17 protein-coding genes are annotated in these 16,576 nt (G+C 67.8%); 7 read left to right on the forward strand and 10 right to left on the reverse strand.

Annotation, left to right across the window (positions count from 1 at the left end):
- On the reverse strand, positions 1-333 hold a 333-nt coding region (locus TL10_RS08060; protein ID WP_043985331.1), incomplete at its 3' end, for a YchJ family protein.
- A gap of 78 nt (positions 334-411) precedes the next feature.
- Here TL10_RS08060 and aroQ point away from each other — a divergent pair.
- Both aroQ and TL10_RS08070 read left to right on the forward strand, forming a co-directional pair.
- Positions 412-855 carry a type II 3-dehydroquinate dehydratase gene (aroQ, locus tag TL10_RS08065; RefSeq protein ID WP_043392452.1) on the forward strand — a complete coding sequence of 148 codons (444 nt, stop codon included), beginning with the start codon at positions 412-414 and terminating at the stop codon, positions 853-855.
- Positions 852-1,241, forward strand: coding sequence for a hypothetical protein (locus TL10_RS08070; RefSeq protein ID WP_043985253.1), 390 nt, complete (start codon positions 852-854; stop codon positions 1,239-1,241). Before aroQ ends, TL10_RS08070 begins: the two co-directional genes overlap by 4 nt.
- A gap of 5 nt (positions 1,242-1,246) precedes the next feature.
- Here the strand turns inward: TL10_RS08070 and TL10_RS08075 are convergent, their stop codons facing one another.
- The 5 genes from TL10_RS08075 to TL10_RS08095 all read right to left on the reverse strand — a co-directional run bounded on the left by TL10_RS08075 (position 1,247) and on the right by TL10_RS08095 (position 7,088).
- Positions 1,247-2,644 carry a mechanosensitive ion channel family protein gene (locus tag TL10_RS08075; protein WP_043392933.1) on the reverse strand — a complete coding sequence of 466 codons (1,398 nt, stop codon included), beginning with the start codon at positions 2,642-2,644 and terminating at the stop codon, positions 1,247-1,249.
- Positions 2,644-4,770 carry an adenylate/guanylate cyclase domain-containing protein gene (locus TL10_RS08080; RefSeq protein ID WP_043392454.1) on the reverse strand — a complete coding sequence of 709 codons (2,127 nt, stop codon included), beginning with the start codon at positions 4,768-4,770 and terminating at the stop codon, positions 2,644-2,646. The genes TL10_RS08075 and TL10_RS08080 overlap by 1 nt, the downstream gene beginning before the upstream one ends.
- Before the next feature lie 71 nt (positions 4,771-4,841).
- The gene (locus TL10_RS08085) at positions 4,842-5,333 is read right to left on the reverse strand and encodes a GNAT family N-acetyltransferase (protein WP_043392456.1); all 492 of its coding nucleotides are present in this window, start codon (positions 5,331-5,333) and stop codon (positions 4,842-4,844) included.
- A gap of 13 nt (positions 5,334-5,346) precedes the next feature.
- Positions 5,347-6,393: an isochorismate synthase gene (locus TL10_RS08090; RefSeq protein ID WP_043985332.1), complete on the reverse strand. Its 1,047-nt coding sequence runs from the start codon at positions 6,391-6,393 to the stop codon at positions 5,347-5,349.
- A gap of 35 nt (positions 6,394-6,428) precedes the next feature.
- The gene (locus TL10_RS08095) at positions 6,429-7,088 is read right to left on the reverse strand and encodes an acid phosphatase (RefSeq protein WP_043985255.1); all 660 of its coding nucleotides are present in this window, start codon (positions 7,086-7,088) and stop codon (positions 6,429-6,431) included.
- A 14-nt stretch (positions 7,089-7,102) separates the two neighbouring features.
- Between TL10_RS08095 and TL10_RS08100 the strand changes: the two genes are divergently transcribed.
- Complete coding sequence (locus tag TL10_RS08100) at positions 7,103-7,906, forward strand: ParA family protein (RefSeq protein WP_043392459.1); 804 nt, start codon at positions 7,103-7,105, stop codon at positions 7,904-7,906.
- Positions 7,907-7,915: 9 nt separating this feature from the next.
- Here TL10_RS08100 and TL10_RS08105 read toward each other — a convergent pair whose 3' ends face one another.
- A complete protein-coding gene (locus TL10_RS08105; protein ID WP_043392461.1) occupies positions 7,916-9,130 on the reverse strand; it encodes an Rv3212 family protein in 1,215 nt (404 codons plus the stop codon).
- A 20-nt stretch (positions 9,131-9,150) separates the two neighbouring features.
- Positions 9,151-10,722 (reverse strand): DEAD/DEAH box helicase, encoded by a 1,572-nt coding sequence (locus TL10_RS08110; RefSeq protein WP_043392463.1) that lies wholly within the window; start codon positions 10,720-10,722, stop codon positions 9,151-9,153.
- 302 nt (positions 10,723-11,024) lie between these two features.
- Between TL10_RS08110 and TL10_RS08115 the strand changes: the two genes are divergently transcribed.
- A complete protein-coding gene (locus TL10_RS08115; RefSeq protein WP_043392464.1) occupies positions 11,025-11,726 on the forward strand; it encodes a ferritin-like fold-containing protein in 702 nt (233 codons plus the stop codon).
- 33 nt (positions 11,727-11,759) lie between these two features.
- Here TL10_RS08115 and TL10_RS08120 read toward each other — a convergent pair whose 3' ends face one another.
- The gene (locus TL10_RS08120; RefSeq protein ID WP_043392467.1) at positions 11,760-12,659 is read right to left on the reverse strand and encodes a hypothetical protein; all 900 of its coding nucleotides are present in this window, start codon (positions 12,657-12,659) and stop codon (positions 11,760-11,762) included.
- A 359-nt stretch (positions 12,660-13,018) separates the two neighbouring features.
- On the opposite strand from TL10_RS08120, the gene TL10_RS08125 reads away from it, so the two are divergent.
- Complete coding sequence (locus TL10_RS08125) at positions 13,019-13,255, forward strand: DUF3107 domain-containing protein (protein WP_043392935.1); 237 nt, start codon at positions 13,019-13,021, stop codon at positions 13,253-13,255.
- Positions 13,256-13,324: 69 nt separating this feature from the next.
- Here the strand turns inward: TL10_RS08125 and fasR are convergent, their stop codons facing one another.
- On the reverse strand, positions 13,325-14,002 hold the full coding sequence (fasR, locus tag TL10_RS08130) for an HTH-type transcriptional activator FasR (RefSeq protein WP_043392938.1): 678 nt from the start codon (positions 14,000-14,002) through the stop codon (positions 13,325-13,327).
- Between the two features lie 256 nt (positions 14,003-14,258).
- On the opposite strand from fasR, the gene TL10_RS08135 reads away from it, so the two are divergent.
- Together TL10_RS08135 and moeZ are read left to right on the forward strand one after the other, a co-directional pair.
- A complete protein-coding gene (locus TL10_RS08135; protein WP_043392469.1) occupies positions 14,259-15,305 on the forward strand; it encodes a DUF3152 domain-containing protein in 1,047 nt (348 codons plus the stop codon).
- A gap of 65 nt (positions 15,306-15,370) precedes the next feature.
- Positions 15,371-16,549 carry an adenylyltransferase/sulfurtransferase MoeZ gene (moeZ, locus tag TL10_RS08140; protein WP_043392472.1) on the forward strand — a complete coding sequence of 393 codons (1,179 nt, stop codon included), beginning with the start codon at positions 15,371-15,373 and terminating at the stop codon, positions 16,547-16,549.
- Positions 16,550-16,576: the final 27 nt, after the last annotated feature.

Raw genomic sequence — 16,576 nt, forward strand, 5'->3', positions numbered from 1 at the left:
GTACAGCCATCGGCCGTCGCGGTCGCGGGTGAAGCGGCTGCGCTCGTGCAGGATGTGCCGGCCGCCGTCGTGCACGTACTGGGCGCGGAACTGCACCACGCCGGTCGGGTCGTGTTCGCCACCGGCCTCGGTGTCGACGATCTGTAGCCGGCGCCAGAGCACCTCGGCGTCGAGATCGAGGTCTGTCGGGCGGGTGCTCGGGTGCCACGTCGTCAGCAGGTAATCGACGTCGCCGAGGGCGAACGCGGTGAACCGGGAACGCATCAGAGCGACTGCGGTGGTGGCGGGCCGCTCGCCGCGGTGCAGCGGGCCGCAGCAGGCGGCGTACTCCATCCCGGTATCGCAGCGACACGGTTGACTGTTGGTCGGCACCGAGCAATTCTGCCTGTTCGCAGCCGGTACCGTGGGTAGGTGACCGATCGCCGCCTGCTCCTCGTCAACGGGCCCAACCTGAATCTGTTGGGGACTCGCCAGCCGGAAATCTACGGCTCGACCACCCTGGCGCAGATCGAGCAGGCCGTCACCGACCTGGCGGCACAGCTCGGCTTCTCCGTGCGTGCGGTGCAGAGCAATCACGAAGGTGAACTGGTCGACGCGATTCAGGCGGCGCGCACCGACTGCGTCGGCATCGTGATCAACCCGGCGGCCTACAGCCACACGTCGGTGGCCATCGCGGACGCGCTCACCGCGGCCGAATTGCCGGTTGCCGAAGTGCATTTGAGCAACATCCACAAGCGCGAGGCCTTCCGGCACCACTCCTACGTGTCGGCGGTGGCCGAGACCGTGATCGCCGGCGCCGGGCCCATCGGCTACGAACTGGCGGTGCGGTACCTGGCAGATCGGTTGTCGCGGTGAGTGATCCGACCATCCATCCGCCGGCCGTCCGCCGGGCCGGGTTCCTGGTGGCCGCCGAAGGTGTGCTCGGTTTGATCGGGGCAGCGGTGTACGTGGTGCGCGGGCTGGCCGGCGCCGATCAGCACATCGTCAGCGGATACGGCAACGCGCTGTGGCTGGTGTGCATCTGCGGTGGTGTGCTTGCCGGCGGCTGGGCGCTGATCACCGGGCGACGCTGGGGCCGTGGCATCGGCGTGTTCGCCAATCTGCTGCTGCTGGGAGTCGCGTGGTACGTCTTCCAGTCCGGCCAGTTGCAGTACGCCATCGTCGTCGGGCTGGTGGCGATCGTCACGCTCGGGTTGTTGTTCAGCCCGTCGACCGTGCACTGGATCTCGAAGCAGGACTGAAGGTTTCAGTCGGCGCTCAGCGCGCGCTGGGCGTGGGCCCGGCGGTCTTCGATGACACGGCCGAATTCCTGTAGCAGCACCGGATTTCGCTGCACCACCGTCTCGATGCAGTCCCGCTCGACGTGCACCAGGGTCACTTCGTCGAGCGCCTGCGCGCTGCCGATGACCGGCTGGCGGGTCAGAGTGCTCTGACCGAGATAGCCGCCCTCGTCGAGGATTCCGATCACCGCGCCCGGGTCGTCCGCGGTGCCGGTGGTCAGCTGGATGCGACCGGACACGATGAATCTCATGCCCTCCGGCACCTCGCCGGCGCGCTGGATCGTCTCGCCGATTGCGTAGCGTTCCAACGTTGCGGCCGGGGCCAGCTCGGTCTGCTGCTCGGCGTTCAGCTGCAACGTCGGCGCGATGACCCGGCTGACGGCCTCCGCGAGCCGTTCGGGCGTCGAGAACTCATCTTCGGCTTCGTCCAGGTGCAGGCTCATCCGCCGGGAGGCGTACCAGACCCATTGCAGGAAAAGTGTTTTCGCATCGCCGTCGTCGGCGGGGGAGTGCAGCGGAATGGTGGTCTGATACTCGAGTCCTCCCGCGGGCGTTGCTGACGCGGTGCCTTCCCGGCGCCGCATCGGTAGGTCGCCGGCCAGCCGGGTCAGCATCGCGCACACCTGGTTCGGTGGGTCGTCGAGCGAGAAGATCGTGGTCACGGTGATCGAATGTGCGCTGGCCGGCCGGCTCAGATTGGTGAACGACGCCCCGGCCAGGACCGAGTTCGGCGTGATCCGCAACCCGGAGCCGGTCTCCAGATGTACTGCGCGCCAGTTGACTTCGACCACCCGGCCCCGTGCGGCGGTGGTATCCAGCCAGTCGCCGATCTGGAACGGCTGCTCGAACAACATCAGCAGGCCCGAGATGATCTGGCCCACCGAGTTCTGCAGCGTCAGGCCGATGACGATCGAGGTGATCCCCAGCGCGGTGAACAGGCCACGGACGTTCGCGCCCCAGATGTACGAGAAGATCACCGCGAGCCCGACCGCGATGAGCACGAACCGGGCGACGTCGACGAAGATCGTCGGCACCCGCTTGCGCCAGGTCCCGGCCGGGGCGCCCTGGAACAGTGCGGCGTTCACCCCGGACAGCAGCAGGACCAGCACGACGAACGCGAAAAGCGTTGCGACGGTGCGCACCGAGGTGGATCCAGCCGGGACCTGCCGGGCCTCGGTCAGCAGCAGCAGCAGTGCGCCGATCGGCAGCAGGTAGTTGCGCAATACGGTCACCGGCCGGAGCAGGAAGCTTTGCCTGCGGCGCAGTGCGTGCTGCCATTCGGTGAGCGCGACCAGCCCGATCGGCAATCCGATTGCGATGCCCACGGCCCAGTAGAACCAGGCCGAGGTGAACACGTCGGCGATCACCGCGGTTCCACCAGTCGCCAGATCGGCTCGTCCTGTCCGTCAACCGATATTGTGCCGACGGACGTGAAGGTCATGGTGGCTTGCAGCGCCTGATACACCCGGTCGGTGACGTCGATTCCCGGTTGCGGTGAACCGCTCTTGACCTGGTACGCGACGTTGACCGCCGCACCCCACATGTCGTAGACCACCGAGTGCTGACCGCCGAGGCCACTGCTGACGGTGCCCGTGTCGATGCCGGCCCGCAGGCTCAGGTGGTTGCCGGTTTCACTGTTGAACCGGTCGATGATCCGTTCGCATTCCAGGGCGAAGTCGACGGTCCGCCGGACGTTGTCCAGTCTCGGTACGTTGAGACCGCAGCTGCCCAGGTAGCCGTTGCGGATCGGGCGGCCGCGCTCGATGCCGAGACTGTCTGCGGCCGCGTCGAATTGGCGCTCGATCTCGTTGACCACCGAGAGCGACCCCTGTGACGTCAGCTGCGCCTGCAGCCGGTCCAGCCCCAGGATCTCGGTGAAGATCACCGTGACGTTCTGGTGCTCCTCGGCGACGATCTCCTCGCCCTGCTGGTAGCGCTCGGCGACCGGTTCGGGCATCAGCAGCGCCAAGAGCTTCGCGTTCTCCTTGCGCTGCTCGACGAGGAGCTCTTCCTTGACGGTCAGGCTTCGGCTCATCTCGTTGAAAGCCTCTGTCAGCTCGCCGATTTCGTCTCGCGTCTCGACGGGGACGGTGACGTCGTAGTCGCCCGCGCTGATCCGCTGCGCGCCGGCTTCGAGCCGGCGGAGCGGCCGGACGAAAAGCTGGGCCAGGAACATCGCCGCGATGCAGACGGCGAAGATGATCCCGACGGTCGTCAGCACCATGGTCCTGGTGAATGCGGTCTCCCGCTGGAAGGCCTCCGAGGTGTCGATCTTGCCGATGATGGTCCAGTGCAGTTCGGCGTCGGGAATCACGATGGGCGCGTAGGCCAGTAGCACCTCGTGGCCCAGATAGTCGGTGGCCAGTCGGGTTCCCGATTCACCGCGCAGGGCCTGCCGGTTGGTGTCCGGCGGCACGGGCTGCACCAGGGTGGTGCCGCCCAATTGGATGGCCCGAGCGGCGACGTCGGCCGGCGTGCCCGCCGCGACGACGTCGCGCTTGTAGGCCTGCGGATCCTGCAGGAACATCCGGGAGTCCGAACGCATCAGATCGTCGGGTCCGACCAGGAAGACCTCGCCGGTATTGCCCAGGCCAGATTCGTTCCAGCGCTTGTCGAACGTCATCAGGCGGTTGATCTTCGAGACGGGGAACTGCAGGGCCAGCACGCCCATCGCGCGCCCCGCGGTCACGATCGGCGTGACCATCCAGGCGGTGGGTTCGTTCTCCGCCGGCTGGTACACCTCGAAATCGGTGATGCCGACGTAGTCGACGGCGTTGGCGGACATCGCTTTCTCGTATGCGCCACGGAGTTTGGAGCCGCTGTACGGTCCGGTCAGGATGTTCGTGCCCAGGTCGACGTCCTTGTACGCGGTGTAGACCATGTTGCCGCGGTTGTCGAGCAGGATGGCGTCCTGAAATTCGAAGCGGCCCACGATCTCCCGGAAGAAGTCCTGATACCGGGCATTGGCCGCCGACCAGGTGCTGCCGTCGCGGGCGTCGTCGACCTTGATCGCCGTGTCGTCGTTCTTCCGGACGGCGGTGTAGTTCGCCTGCAGATACCGCTGGGGGTTCTCCCGCGGGAGCAGTTGATCGACGTTCAGCTTGGCGCCGCTGGACTGCTGCACCTGGTTGAGAAAGGTGTTGGTGTAGTAGTCGGTGATCGCCTGGGACTGGGCCGGGCTGATGGGCTTGTCGGCCAGTGCGTCGAAGCCCGCGGTGAAGTCCGCCAGTGCGGCTTGGGTGTGGGCGCCGCGCGCGTAGATGATCATCGAGTTCCTCAGATCAGTCAGCTGATCCTTGAGCTCGCGGGACTGGGACTGCCGAAGTTCGGTGAGCCGGTTCAAGACCGAGTCCCGCAGCGAGGCGCGGCCGGCCCAGAACCCGATGACACCGACGACGGTCGCTGCCACGATGGTGCACAGCACCAGCATCACCACGAGCTTGGACTGGATGCTCACCTTGGACAGCAGTTGCCGACGCTGGAATCGCATTGCCGTCCCTCCGGTTGACCCGGGCGCAGATTAACACCGTTGGGGCGGGTGTGACCCTGGTGTTTGAAAGGTCAGCCCTGGGCCAATGCGGTCAGCTCCGGGCCGGACACCCGGTAGGTCGTCCACTCGGACTGCGGTGTGCCGCCGACCTCGTCATACAGCGCGATGGCGTTGACATTCCAGTTCAGCACCGCCCACTGCAGCCGTGTGTACCCGCGCTCGACGCATTCGGCCGCCAACGTCGACAGCAGCTTGCGGGCCAGGCCGCGGCGCCGGAAGTCGGGGCGCACGAACAGGTCCTCGAGGTAGATGCCGGAGACGCCGTCCCACGTGGAGAAGTTCAGGAACCACAGGGCGAACGCCGCCGGCCGGCCGTCGACCTCGACGAAATGCCCCGAAACGGCGGCCTGGCCCGACTCGGCGCCGCCGAACAACGCGGTCCGAATCTGGGCTTCGGTCACCGTGCACTGGTCGGCGGCCTTCTCGAAGGCGGCCAGTTCGTGGATCATCGCGGTGATCTCGACTTCGTCGCCCGGTTGGACTGGGCGGATGATCGTTGTCATTTGTCGTACTCCGTCATTGTTCCACTTGTAGTGCGGTCAGCATCGTCCTGAATTTTGTTGTGGTCTCGGTGACTTCGTCATCGGGGTCGGACTCGGCGACGATACCGCCGCCGGCGCGGGCATCGATGGACAGCCGATCCGCGGCCAGCTGGCCGCACCGGATCGACACCACCCACCGGCCGTCTCCGACACTGTCGCACCAGCCGACCGCGCCGGCGTAGAACCCGCGGTCGCCCTCCAACTCGGCGATCAGCCGGGCCGCCGCCGCGGTGGGGACCCCGCCGACCGCCGGTGTCGGGTGCAGCGCGATGGCCAAATCCAGTGCGGTGGTGGAGGGTTCGCGCAGACGTCCCACGATGGGTGTGCTCAGATGCCAGACGGCCGTGGTGGCGCTGACCTGTGGCTCGGCGGCGATGTCGAGTTCACTGCACAGCGGTTCGAGCGCCTCGCGCATGATGTCGACCACCAGCTGATGCTCATGCCGGTTCTTGGCCGACGCCGCGAGCGCGGCGCCGTTGGCGGCGTCCGTCTCCGGGTCGGCGGACCGCGGCGCCGACCCGGCGAACGGCTTGCACGTGACCATGTCGCCGCGGCGGGCCACCAACAGTTCCGGGCTCGCGCCGAGCAACGCGGTGCCGGAGTATGGCGGACCGGCCGCGCTGAGATCGGTGAAAAATGCTGTGGCGCTGCGATCTTCGGCGAGGCGGGCCAGCACTGCATACGGATCCAGCGCGTCCTCGGCGACCAATTGCAGCGCCCGGGCCAGCACCACCTTGTGCAGGCCTGTCGACGGATCGCGCAGGGCCTGCACCGCGGCGGCCACCCGGGCCCGGTGCTCATCGGGGGACGGCAGGCTGGCCGCGATCCGGACTGCCGGCAGTCGGTCGTCGGTGAAGGGCAGGGCATCGGCATAGGTGACGGCGGCCGGCGCCATCAACGCGGCTGGGGAGCCCAGGTCAAAGGGCAAGGCGCCCACAAGAATCGGCACGTCGTCGTCGGCCAGCGCCCGCCGTGCGTCGTCCAGATCTGAGAACGCCTCGGCAGGCCCTTCGGCCAGCATGACCCCATCGGGGCCTGCCAGTACAAAGACCGGGTTCACTCGGGCAGGCACGGGTTGGGGTGGCCGGTCAGACCGAGCGCGACGAGCTGGCGCACGCCATGCTCGAAGCCGCACACCGAGATCGAGGCCGCCGCCATGGAGATCCGGATGCCGTCGGTGATCGGAAGCTCCATCCAGCGGGTCATCACCGCGCGCGAGAAGTGACCGTGCCCGACGAACACGACGTCGCGCGTCGCCAGGTGCTCCAGGGCCAGTGCCACGGCCCGGTCGGCGCGGGCGCTGACGTCGGCCAGGCTCTCGCCGCCGGGGCAGCCGTGCGTCCACACCAGCCAGTCGGGGACCTGCTCGCGAATCTGCGGGGTGGTGAGGCCCTCGTAATCGCCGTAGTCCCACTCGGCCAGTAGTTCGGTGGTCTCGGCGACGTCCAGCCCGGCGAGTTCGGCGGTGACGACGGCGCGTTGGCGCGGGCTGCTGATCACCAGCGGATCGTCGAGCTTCAGTTCGGCCAGTGCCGAGGCGGCGCTGCGGGCCTGCTGCCGGCCTTCCTCGGTCAGTTCCAGGTCGGTGCGTCCGGTGTGCCGGCCGCTGCGCGACCATTCGGTCTGCCCGTGGCGAAGCAGGAGCAGCCGGTGTTTTGACGGGTCGGCTGCGGTACTCACGTCCGAGATTCTGCCCCACGGTGAGCGGCGCCACATGGCCGCGTGTCAGGATGGGCACCGTGACGCGGGTACTTGCGGTCGCCAACCAAAAGGGTGGCGTCGCAAAAACGACAACAGTGGCTTCTCTGGGTGCAGCGCTGACCGAGGAAGGCCAGCGGGTTCTGCTTGTCGACCTCGATCCGCAGGGCTGTCTGACCTTCTCCCTCGGCCAGGATCCGGACAAGCTGCCCGTGTCGGTGCACGAGGTGCTGCTCGGTGACGTGGAACCCGACACTGCGCTGGTCTCGACCGCCGAAGGCATGACGCTGCTGCCGGCCAACATCGACCTGGCCGGCGCCGAGGCCATGCTGCTGATGCGGGCGGGCCGGGAGTACGCGCTCAAACGCGCGCTGGCGAAGATCGCCGACCAGTTCGACGTGGTCATCATCGACTGCCCGCCGTCGCTGGGTGTGCTGACCCTGAACGGTCTGACGGCCGCCAACGACGTCGTCGTGCCGCTGCAGTGCGAGACGCTGGCCCACCGCGGTGTCGGCCAGTTCCTGCGGACCGTCACCGACGTGCAGCAGATCACCAACCCCGACCTGCGGCTGCTGGGCGCGCTCCCGACGCTGTACGACGCCCGCACCACGCACAGCCGGGATGTCCTGCTCGACGTGGCCGACCGCTACAGCCTCGTGGTGCTCGCCCCGCCGATCCCGCGGACGGTGCGGTTCGCCGAGGCCAGTGCCTCCGGTTCGTCGGTGCTCGCGGGCCGAAAGAACAAGGGCGCCATCGCTTATCGCGAGCTGGCGTCGGCTCTGCTGAAACACTGGAAGAAGAACAAGGCGCTGCCCGTCTTCACCCCTGACGTGTGATCGGTCGGGTCACTGACCCAACGCGACCAACTGGCTGCCCCGCTGCTCCAGCAGCGTCGGGCCCGCCATGGCGGGAATGACCGCGGTGTTGACCGGTTGCCGGGCCAGCGCGATGTGCGTCTGGCCGGCGCCGCTCAGCGCGTCGAAGGTGTCGTAGCCGCTGGTCACCGGAACCAGCAGATGCCCGGCCAGCATGGTGGCCGGGCCGATCGGTGCCTGCCCGCCCTGCGCGCTGACGGTGTACCGGTAGCGCAGCCCGTTGGCATCGAAGACCAGCACCGAATCGCCCGTGTACCAGGTGACGACGTCACCGACGCGAGTCGTCGCGGTCACCGGCGTCGGGGGATGCGGCAGCAAGGTGCTGGCGATGGTGTTGCCGGTTTCGTCGATGATGTTCACGCACGGCTGCGGCGTCGGCACGTAGATTGCCGCCTTGGTCTCTGACACCGCGATCACCTGCGCGTCGGAGTCCACGCTGACGCCGGGCAGTGCCACGCGCTTGACGTCCGGCTGGTCCTCTTCCTTGGCTGCCTTGAGCAGCGTCAGCCGCAGGTCGTTCTGCTTGGGGCAGGCCTCCATGACGGCCACCGACGACGGGCTGGCCGCGGCGGACGTCAGTCGGCACAGGGGAGAGGCCGGCACGCCGGGTTTGACGACTGCGTCGAGGTAGCCGTAGCTGATCATCCGCACCAGGTCGGAGCGCCACTGCTCGAGCCGGCTGTCGCCGTACGACAGGATCGTCGTGTCGTCGGTGGACAGCTTGACCTCGGCATCGGCCAGGCTGCTGCGGGCCGGGCCGCGTCGCCCGGTGCTCGCATCGATGGCGCTGGCCTGTCCGCAGCCGCGCCCGTCGGGATACACCGCCACCGCGAATTGGTAGACGGTGGTGACGCCGCACAGCTCGAGGTCGCGCGAGTAGCTCCACAGGGTGTTGCCGGTGACCGGGTCGCGACCCTGCATCTCATCGCCATTGCCGGTCACCACGACGCCGCCGACGACCGCCGGACGAGTGGTCTTGCCGCTGGCCGCGGTCCACAGTTCATGCAGCGCTGTGGGCACCGTCTTCGCGGCATGCAACGCCGGGATGGGGCGTTCGGCGGGCCGGCTGACGGTGGCCCGCGCGTCGCTGTTCCACCAGATCACCGCTGCGCCGACGGCGACCACCACCGCGATGGCCGCGGCGGCGATCAGATCAGCTTTGGTACGTCGTTCCGGTTTGACCATAGGGCTCGGGCGGCCTGCGGCTACTCGGCTGCAGGCGCTGCGACGGCCGGGGCTTCAGTGGCCGCCCCAGCTGTGGCCTTGCTCGGACGACGACGCCGGCGGCGGCGACCCGAGTGGGTCGACTCGGCGGGGCTGTCGCCTTCCGGTGCACTGCCTTCGGCGGTCTCGCCTTCGGCGGCTCCGGATGCCTCGACATGGCCGGTGGCCGACTCGCCGGCGCGGGTGCGGCGGCGGGCCCGGCTGCGGCCACGGGCCGGGCGGTCCTTGTCGGTGCTGGACTCGCGCTTGAGCTCGGGGTCGGCCGAAGAGCGAGGGGCCTTCTTCTCCGATTTCACCCGGGACGTACCGACCGAGCCGGTGACGTCGGTCGGGATGTCCAGCTCTTCGTACAGGTGCGGCGACCGGGAGTAGGTCTCGGCCGGGTCCGGGCAGTCCAGGTTGAGGGCCTTGTCGATCATCGTCCACCGGGTCAGCTCGTCCCAGTCCACCAGCGTGACCGCGATACCGGTCTTGCCGGCGCGACCGGTGCGGCCGATGCGGTGCACGTAGGACATTTCGTCCTCGGGGATCTGGTAGTTGATGACGTGCGTGATGTCGTCGATGTCGATGCCGCGGGCTGCGACGTCGGTGGCTACCAGGACGTCGATTTCTCCGTTGCGGAACGACTTGAGGGCCTTCTCGCGGGCGATCTGGCCCAGGTCACCGTGGACGGCGCCGACCTTGAAGCCGCGCTCGGCGAGCTCGTCGGACACCTTCTGGGCGGTGCGCTTGGTGCGGGTGAAGATCATGGTCGCGCCGCGGCCGTTGGCCTGCAGGATGCGACTGACCATCTCCACCTTGTCCAGCGCGTGGGCGCGGTAGACGTACTGCTTGGTGGAGTCGTGGGTGGCCGCCGAGTGCGGGGCCTCGGCCCGGATGTGCGTCGGCTGGTTCATGAAGGTGCGGGCCAGCGTGATGATCGGGTCCGGCATGGTGGCCGAGAACAACATCGCCTGCCGGGAATCCGGGGTCAGGCGCAGGATGCGCTCGATGTCGGGCAGGAAGCCCAGGTCCAGCATCTCGTCGGCCTCGTCGAGGACCAGGACGCTCAGGCCGCCCAGCTGCAGGTGGCCCTGCTGGGCCAAATCCAGGAGCCGGCCCGGGGTGCCGACGATGACGTCGACGCCTTGGCGCAGGGCTTCGATCTGCGGCTCGTAGGGACGGCCACCGTAGATGGCTTCGACGCGGAGTTTGCGTTCCCCGGACTCGCCGGCCCTGAGGTGTTTGCCGGCCATCGTCAGATCGCCGTACACCTGGATGCAGAGCTCACGGGTGGGGACCACGACGAGGGCGCGGGGGGTGCCGGTCAGCGGCAGCGACGGATCGGAGGCGACGCGGTGCAGCAGCGGCACGCCGAACGCCAGGGTCTTGCCCATACCGGTGCGGGCCTGGCCGATGAGGTCGTCGCCGGCCAGTGCCAAGGGGAGGGTCAGCTCCTGGATGGCGAACGGGTGGTGCTTGCCGTCCTCGGTCAATGCCTGGACGATTTCGTCCCGAACACCGAGGTCAGCGAAGGTTTTTTCTTCTGTGATCGTTGCAGTTAAAGCGGTCATGAGGTGGCGTGGATGCCTTCCAGTGTCATCGGAGTCAGTGCTCGCTGTTGTTCCACGCGCGCACGAGTCTGACGACAAACACTTGGGGCCCTCGGGGCGATTCTGCCGAATTCAGCCGGGTTTCCGGCGAGCTGGAGAACCGCCTACCGCGTAGGTCGCGGATGGAGGCGGGCCAACACGTGCACGCACATTTCCTTGGTCGCAGCCTGTCTCGCTCTACGGAAACGGCTACAGCCGAGACTATTGTAGCTGGTCGCGTCGCCGGTCGGCTGTGACGCGAGTCGCGGTCTAGAGTTGGGGCCATGCCTTCGACGTCCCAGGCGCAGCCCGAGCAGACGGCAACTCCGGTGCAGCCGGCGGTGTCCGGTGATCATCCCGGTATCAACGAGTTGTTCGCGTTGTTGGCCTACGGGGAGGTCGCCGCGTTCTACCGGTTGACCGAGGAGGCGCGGATGGCGCCGAACCTGGCCGGCCGCATCAACCTGGCGCGGATGGCCGCTGCCGAGATGGGCCACTTCGACGTGTTGCGCGAGGCCTTGCTGCGTCGTGGCGTCGACGTCGTCCCTGCGATGACGAAATACGCTCCGGCACTGGAGAATTACCATCGGCTGACGACTCCGAGCACCTGGCTGGAGGCGTTGGTCAAGACCTACGTCGGCGACGCCCTGGCGGCGGATTTCTACCTGGAGATCGCCGGGTCGCTGCCCGCAGAGGCAGCCGACGTGGTTCGTGCGGTGCTGTCGGAAACCGGCCACTCCCAGTTCGTGGTGGCCGAGGTGCGGGCCGCGGTCGGCGCCAGCGACCGGCAGCGGCACCGGCTGGCGCTGTGGTCGCGGCGGCTGCTGGGGGAGGCGATCACCCAGGCGCAGTTCGTGATGGCCGAGCACGACGAGCTCGTCGACCTGGTGCTGTCCAGTGGCGAGGGCCTGACCCAGATGACCGAGTTCTTCGAGCGCCTGCAGGAGACACACAAAAACCGGGTACGCGAACTCGGCCTCGGCTGAGCTCACGCACCCGGTTCTGTGGTGCCGTGGTGACTACTTCGTGCAGGTGGTGATCAACGTGTTGTTGTTCTGCGCGGCGACCGCTGCGCCCGACCCATCGCTGATCGAGCAGTTCAGCTGACCGGTGACGCTGGTGGCGGTCACCGAGCTCAGCGAGACGCCCGGGTTCAGGGTGATCGTCTTGGCCCACGGCAGGGACACATTGACGTCCGTCTGCAGCGCGCCCTGTCCGTCTGTGTAGATGACCGTGACCAGGTCCAACAGCGATTTGTTGCCGGTGATCCGGTACGTCACCGTGTTCGGGACGGGCGCCGCGGGTACGGCCGCCGGATCGACCGGCGGGACGGCCTCGGCCGTCGGGGCCGGTGCGGTCGGGGTGACGGTCGTGACGGTCTCGGGCGCCAGTGACGCCGATGGCGGCGCGGCGGTCACCCGGGGGCGCGGAGCCGCTGACGGCGCTGCTGCGGCCGACGGCGCGGCGGACTGGCTGGTGCTGGGCGGGGTGATCGGCGCGGTGACCGGGCCGCTGTCGCCGCCGCCGAGGATCACGACGGTGCAGATGACCGCGACCAGCAGGATGGCGCCGGCGACGCCGGCCACCCACACCCAGCGCCGATCGATGGCGTCGTCGTACTCGTAGATCTCGTCGTCGTCGTAATCGTCGTACGCCGCGTCGGCATCACTGCCGGCGTAATCGGCGTCGGCCGCCGTGAACCGGTCGGTGTCGCCGTAGGTGCTGGTGTACTCGCCGGTGGGGCGGTCGGCCAGATCGGTGGCCGAACTGTACGAGCCGTACCCGGTGCTGGAGCCGTAGCCGTAGTTGGCGCTGCCGTAGCTGTGGCCGCGGTCGTAACCCTGGTAGCTGGGGGTGTCCCCGTAGCCGTCGGTGGACGCCCCCGACGGTGCTGAATATCGCGAATATGTCCTGCTCATGGCGACTTTCCCCGGTCGAGTTTCACTTACCTCGTCGATGCTAGTGGTGTGAAAGTTACGGATGAGGTTGGCTCGCTGGCCATCGGATAACGGTCGGGACTCGGTTGGGTCCACCGCGCCGAGACGACCCGTCGCGACCTCGCAAAGTGGTGTCGGCGGGCGGGGATTTCCAGGCGGCAACTGTGACGACGTCGTGACCTCGACGGCGCGTCCCGCCGGTCCGCCACCGGCACCCACGTACATGGTTCGCCTAGCGCGAACGTGCCCGCGGGTACCGCGGCCACCGTCGTCCACTAGCCTCCTGAGGAGAGTTCTATTGCAGCTCGAATGAAGTCTTGAAACGAATGAAAGGGGTCAGCGTGGAGGTCAAGATCGGGGTCACCGACAGCCCGCGCGAACTGTTCCTCAACAGCGCGCAGACTCCGGAGGAAGTGGAGGCGTTGGTCACCGACGCGCTCGCCAAGGAGTCGGGCGTCCTGGCGCTGACTGACGAGAAGGGTCGCCGGTTCCTGGTGCAGACCGCCAGGATCGCCTACGTCGAGATCGGTGCGGCCGACGTCCGCCGGGTCGGCTTCGGCGTCACCGGCAAGGACTGACTACTGCCGCAAGCAAAAAACTGCCCCTCTCCGTTCGGAGAGGGGCAGTTTTGTTTGGTTCGAGCCGCGTCAGCGGGTGAGTGGAACGTGTGACAGCCCGCCCCAGGCGAACTGCACCGTGCCGTCGACGGCCGCATCCTTCGAGATCGGGCGGTCGTTGTTCAGCCAGTAGCGGGCGCAGTCGACGCTGATCGCGACCAGGCCGACGGCGATCATCCGAGCGCGGTGCGCTTCCAGGCCCGAGTCGCTGCTGACCAGGTCGAACACCGCATCGGTGCACGAGTCGGTGGCCACCTTGACCTGTGCCGACACCTGCGGCTCGGTGACGTAGTCGTTCTCGAAGATCAGCCGGTAGCCCTGGCTGTCGTGCTCGATGAAGTCGAAGAACGCCTCGACGGCGGCACGCAGGCGCAGCCGGTTGTCGGTGGTGGTGCTCAACGCCCCGCGGACACCCTGCAGCAGGTTGTCGACGTGCCGCTGCAGCACCGCCAGGTACAGCTCGAGCTTCGACGAAAAGTGTTGGTACAGGACGGGTTTGCTCACACCGGCGCGCTCGGCGATCTCATCCATGCCGGCGGCGTGGTAGCCGCGGTCCACGAAGACGTCGCTGGCCGCGATCAGCAGCTGGCCGCGTCGCTCGTCCCGGGGCAGTCGGTTGCCCCGCCGATTCGTGGTCGGGCCGCCCTGCGCGCCGTCAGTTCCGGCTTGCGTGCCTCTGGCGTCAGAGGTGTTGGCAACCTCGCTCATCACGTCCTCAATCTGGCATTGTCCGGCACACATGTCCGTGACCAACTGTTCAGGGACCGGTCCGGACCCTGGTGTTCATGGCCGCCCAACCTGTTGTTCAGGTTGACCGACCCGGCAGTTTATCGCCACGACACTACTACCGTTAGTTCGCGGCATTCGCGTGCTACCAGCGGTTCGGCGATTGTGTCTGCCGCACTTGAACGCCCGGTGGCGTGCCATGTCCGGCGTTCGCCCAGCTCTATGCCATCCTGGTTCCGTGACCTACGACCCGGGCCGAGGCACCGGTCGCGTCCCTGTGGTGCGCAATGAGTGGCGTGAGCCTTTGCGCGCGCAGCGAGATCCGGTGGCCGAGGACTCAGGGCGGCTCCGATCCAATCGGGACGATCGGCAGCAGTGGCGCAAGCAGTCCTGGCTGGGTCGTTTCGTGTCCACGTACGGGTGGCGCGCATACGCTCTGCCGGCGCTGGCCATCGTCACCGGAATGGTGGTCTACCAGGGCATCTCCGGTCCCAAGCCGATCACGCCGGCGCACCCGCACGTACCGCTGGTCGGTCAGCCCACCATCAATTCGGCGAGCACCGCGATCGTCGGCGCACCGCCCAAGGGCCTGACCCAGTTCGACGTCAACCTGCCCACCGGCATCCTCCCGGACGGCGGACCGTTCACCGAGGCCGGCGCCAAGGCCTGGCATGTCGTGCCGGGCACCACCCCCAAGATCGGTCAGGGCGCCACCAAGTCGGTGACCTACACCGTCGAGGTGGAGGACGGCGTCGACACCACCAGCTTCGGCGGTGACGAGGCGTTTGCCCGGATGGTCGCCGAAACCCTCGCCAACCCGAAGAGCTGGACGCACGACGGGAAGTTCGCCTTCACGCGACTCGACGCGTCGTCGCCGGAGAACCCCGACTTCCGGGTGTCCCTGACCTCGCCGATGACGGTGCGTGAGGGCTGCGGCTACGACATCCCGCTGGAGTCGTCGTGCTTCAACCCGGCGTACTTCCCGGCCGACGGCGGCAAGGCCCAGTCCCGCGTGTTCATCAACGAGGCGCGCTGGGTGCGCGGTGCCGTGCCGTTCCAGGGCGACATCGGCTCCTACCGCCAGTACCTGATCAACCACGAGGTCGGGCACGCCCTCGGCTTCCGGATGCACGAGCCGTGCGGCGACAACGGCGGGCTGGCGCCGATCATGATGCAGCAGACCTTCTCGACCAACAACAACGACGACGCCAAGTTCGACCCGGAGTCCGTCAAGGCGGACGGCAAGACCTGCCACGTCAACTCCTGGCCGTACCCCATTCCCTGACCCCCGCGAGCGGCCGTCGAGCGGCCCAGAAATGTACGGCGAAGCGGCTCACTACTGTTGAAGGCATGGCGACCCCGTTGCCGCCGCTGGTGCAGCCGGCGGCCGAACTCACCCGTGACGAGGTGGCACGGTACAGCCGCCACCTGATCATCCCGGACCTCGGGGTCGACGGGCAGAAGCGGCTGAAGAACGCCCGGGTGCTCGTGATCGGTGCCGGGGGACTGGGTTCCCCGACACTGCTCTATCTTGCGGCGGCCGGCGTCGGCACCATCGGCATCGTCGAGTTCGACGTCGTCGACGAATCGAATCTGCAGCGCCAGATCATCCACGGCCAATCCGACGTCGGCCGGCCCAAGGCCCAGAGCGCCCGCGAGTCGATCCTCGAGATCAACCCGCTGGTCACCGTCAATCTCCACGAGTTCCGGCTCGACACCGACAACGCGGTGCCGCTGTTCGAGCAGTACGACCTGATCCTCGACGGCACCGACAACTTCGCCACCCGCTACCTCGTCAACGACGCCGCGGTGCTGGCCCACAAGCCCTACGTCTGGGGCTCGATCTACCGGTTCTCCGGCCAGGTGTCGGTGTTCTGGGAGGACGCCCCCGACGGCCGCGGGCTCAATTACCGCGACCTCTACCCGGAGCCCCCGGCCCCGGGCACGGTGCCGTCGTGCGCCGAGGGCGGGGTGCTGGGAATTCTCTGCGCCTCCGTCGCCTCGGTGATGGGTACCGAGGCCATCAAGCTCATCACCGGCATCGGCGAGTCGCTGTTGGGCCGGCTGATGATCTACGACGCGCTGGACATGACGTACCGCACCATCGGGATTCGCAAGGATCCGGCGACGCCGAAGATCACCGAGCTCATCGACTACGACGCGTTCTGCGGCGTGGTCTCCGACGAAGCAGCCGAAGCGGCGGCCGATTCGTCCGTCACCCCGGCAGAGCTGCGGCAGCTGCTCGACTCCGGCAAGCCCGTCGCGCTGATCGACGTGCGGGAACCCGTGGAGTGGGCCATCAACCACATCGAGGGCGCCGAACTGATTCCCAAGTCGACCCTCGACTCCGGGGCCGGGTTGGCCCGGGTGCCGCAGGACCGAATTGCGGTGCTGTACTGCAAGACCGGGATCCGGTCGGCAGAGGCCCTGCTCGCCCTGAAGCAGGCCGGATTCGCCGACGCGCTGCACCTGCAGGGCGGAATCGTGGCGTGGGCCAGGCAACTCGAACCCGACATGGTCATGTACTGACACATTGGGGCGAGCGAAGCGACGGGA

This window comes from Mycolicibacterium llatzerense, assembly GCF_000878195.1.
Taxonomy (GTDB): Bacteria; Actinomycetota; Actinomycetes; order Mycobacteriales; family Mycobacteriaceae; genus Mycobacterium; species Mycobacterium llatzerense.

Coding starts and splice junctions, on each gene's coding strand:
- TL10_RS08080 (WP_043392454.1), bottom strand. CDS start 4,770: ATGCGATTCCAGCGTCGGCAACTGCTGTCCAAGGTGAGCATCCAGTCC.
- TL10_RS08085 (WP_043392456.1), bottom strand. CDS start 5,333: ATGACAACGATCATCCGCCCAGTCCAACCGGGCGACGAAGTCGAGATC.
- TL10_RS08090 (WP_043985332.1), bottom strand. CDS start 6,393: ATGCTGGCCGAAGGGCCTGCCGAGGCGTTCTCAGATCTGGACGACGCA.
- TL10_RS08095 (WP_043985255.1), bottom strand. CDS start 7,088: ATGTGGCGCCGCTCACCGTGGGGCAGAATCTCGGACGTGAGTACCGCA.
- TL10_RS08100 (WP_043392459.1), top strand. CDS start 7,103: ATGGGCACCGTGACGCGGGTACTTGCGGTCGCCAACCAAAAGGGTGGC.
- TL10_RS08105 (WP_043392461.1), bottom strand. CDS start 9,130: ATGGTCAAACCGGAACGACGTACCAAAGCTGATCTGATCGCCGCCGCG.
- TL10_RS08110 (WP_043392463.1), bottom strand. CDS start 10,722: ATGACCGCTTTAACTGCAACGATCACAGAAGAAAAAACCTTCGCTGAC.
- TL10_RS08115 (WP_043392464.1), top strand. CDS start 11,025: ATGCCTTCGACGTCCCAGGCGCAGCCCGAGCAGACGGCAACTCCGGTG.
- TL10_RS08120 (WP_043392467.1), bottom strand. CDS start 12,659: ATGAGCAGGACATATTCGCGATATTCAGCACCGTCGGGGGCGTCCACC.
- fasR (WP_043392938.1), bottom strand. CDS start 14,002: ATGAGCGAGGTTGCCAACACCTCTGACGCCAGAGGCACGCAAGCCGGA.
- moeZ (WP_043392472.1), top strand. CDS start 15,371: ATGGCGACCCCGTTGCCGCCGCTGGTGCAGCCGGCGGCCGAACTCACC.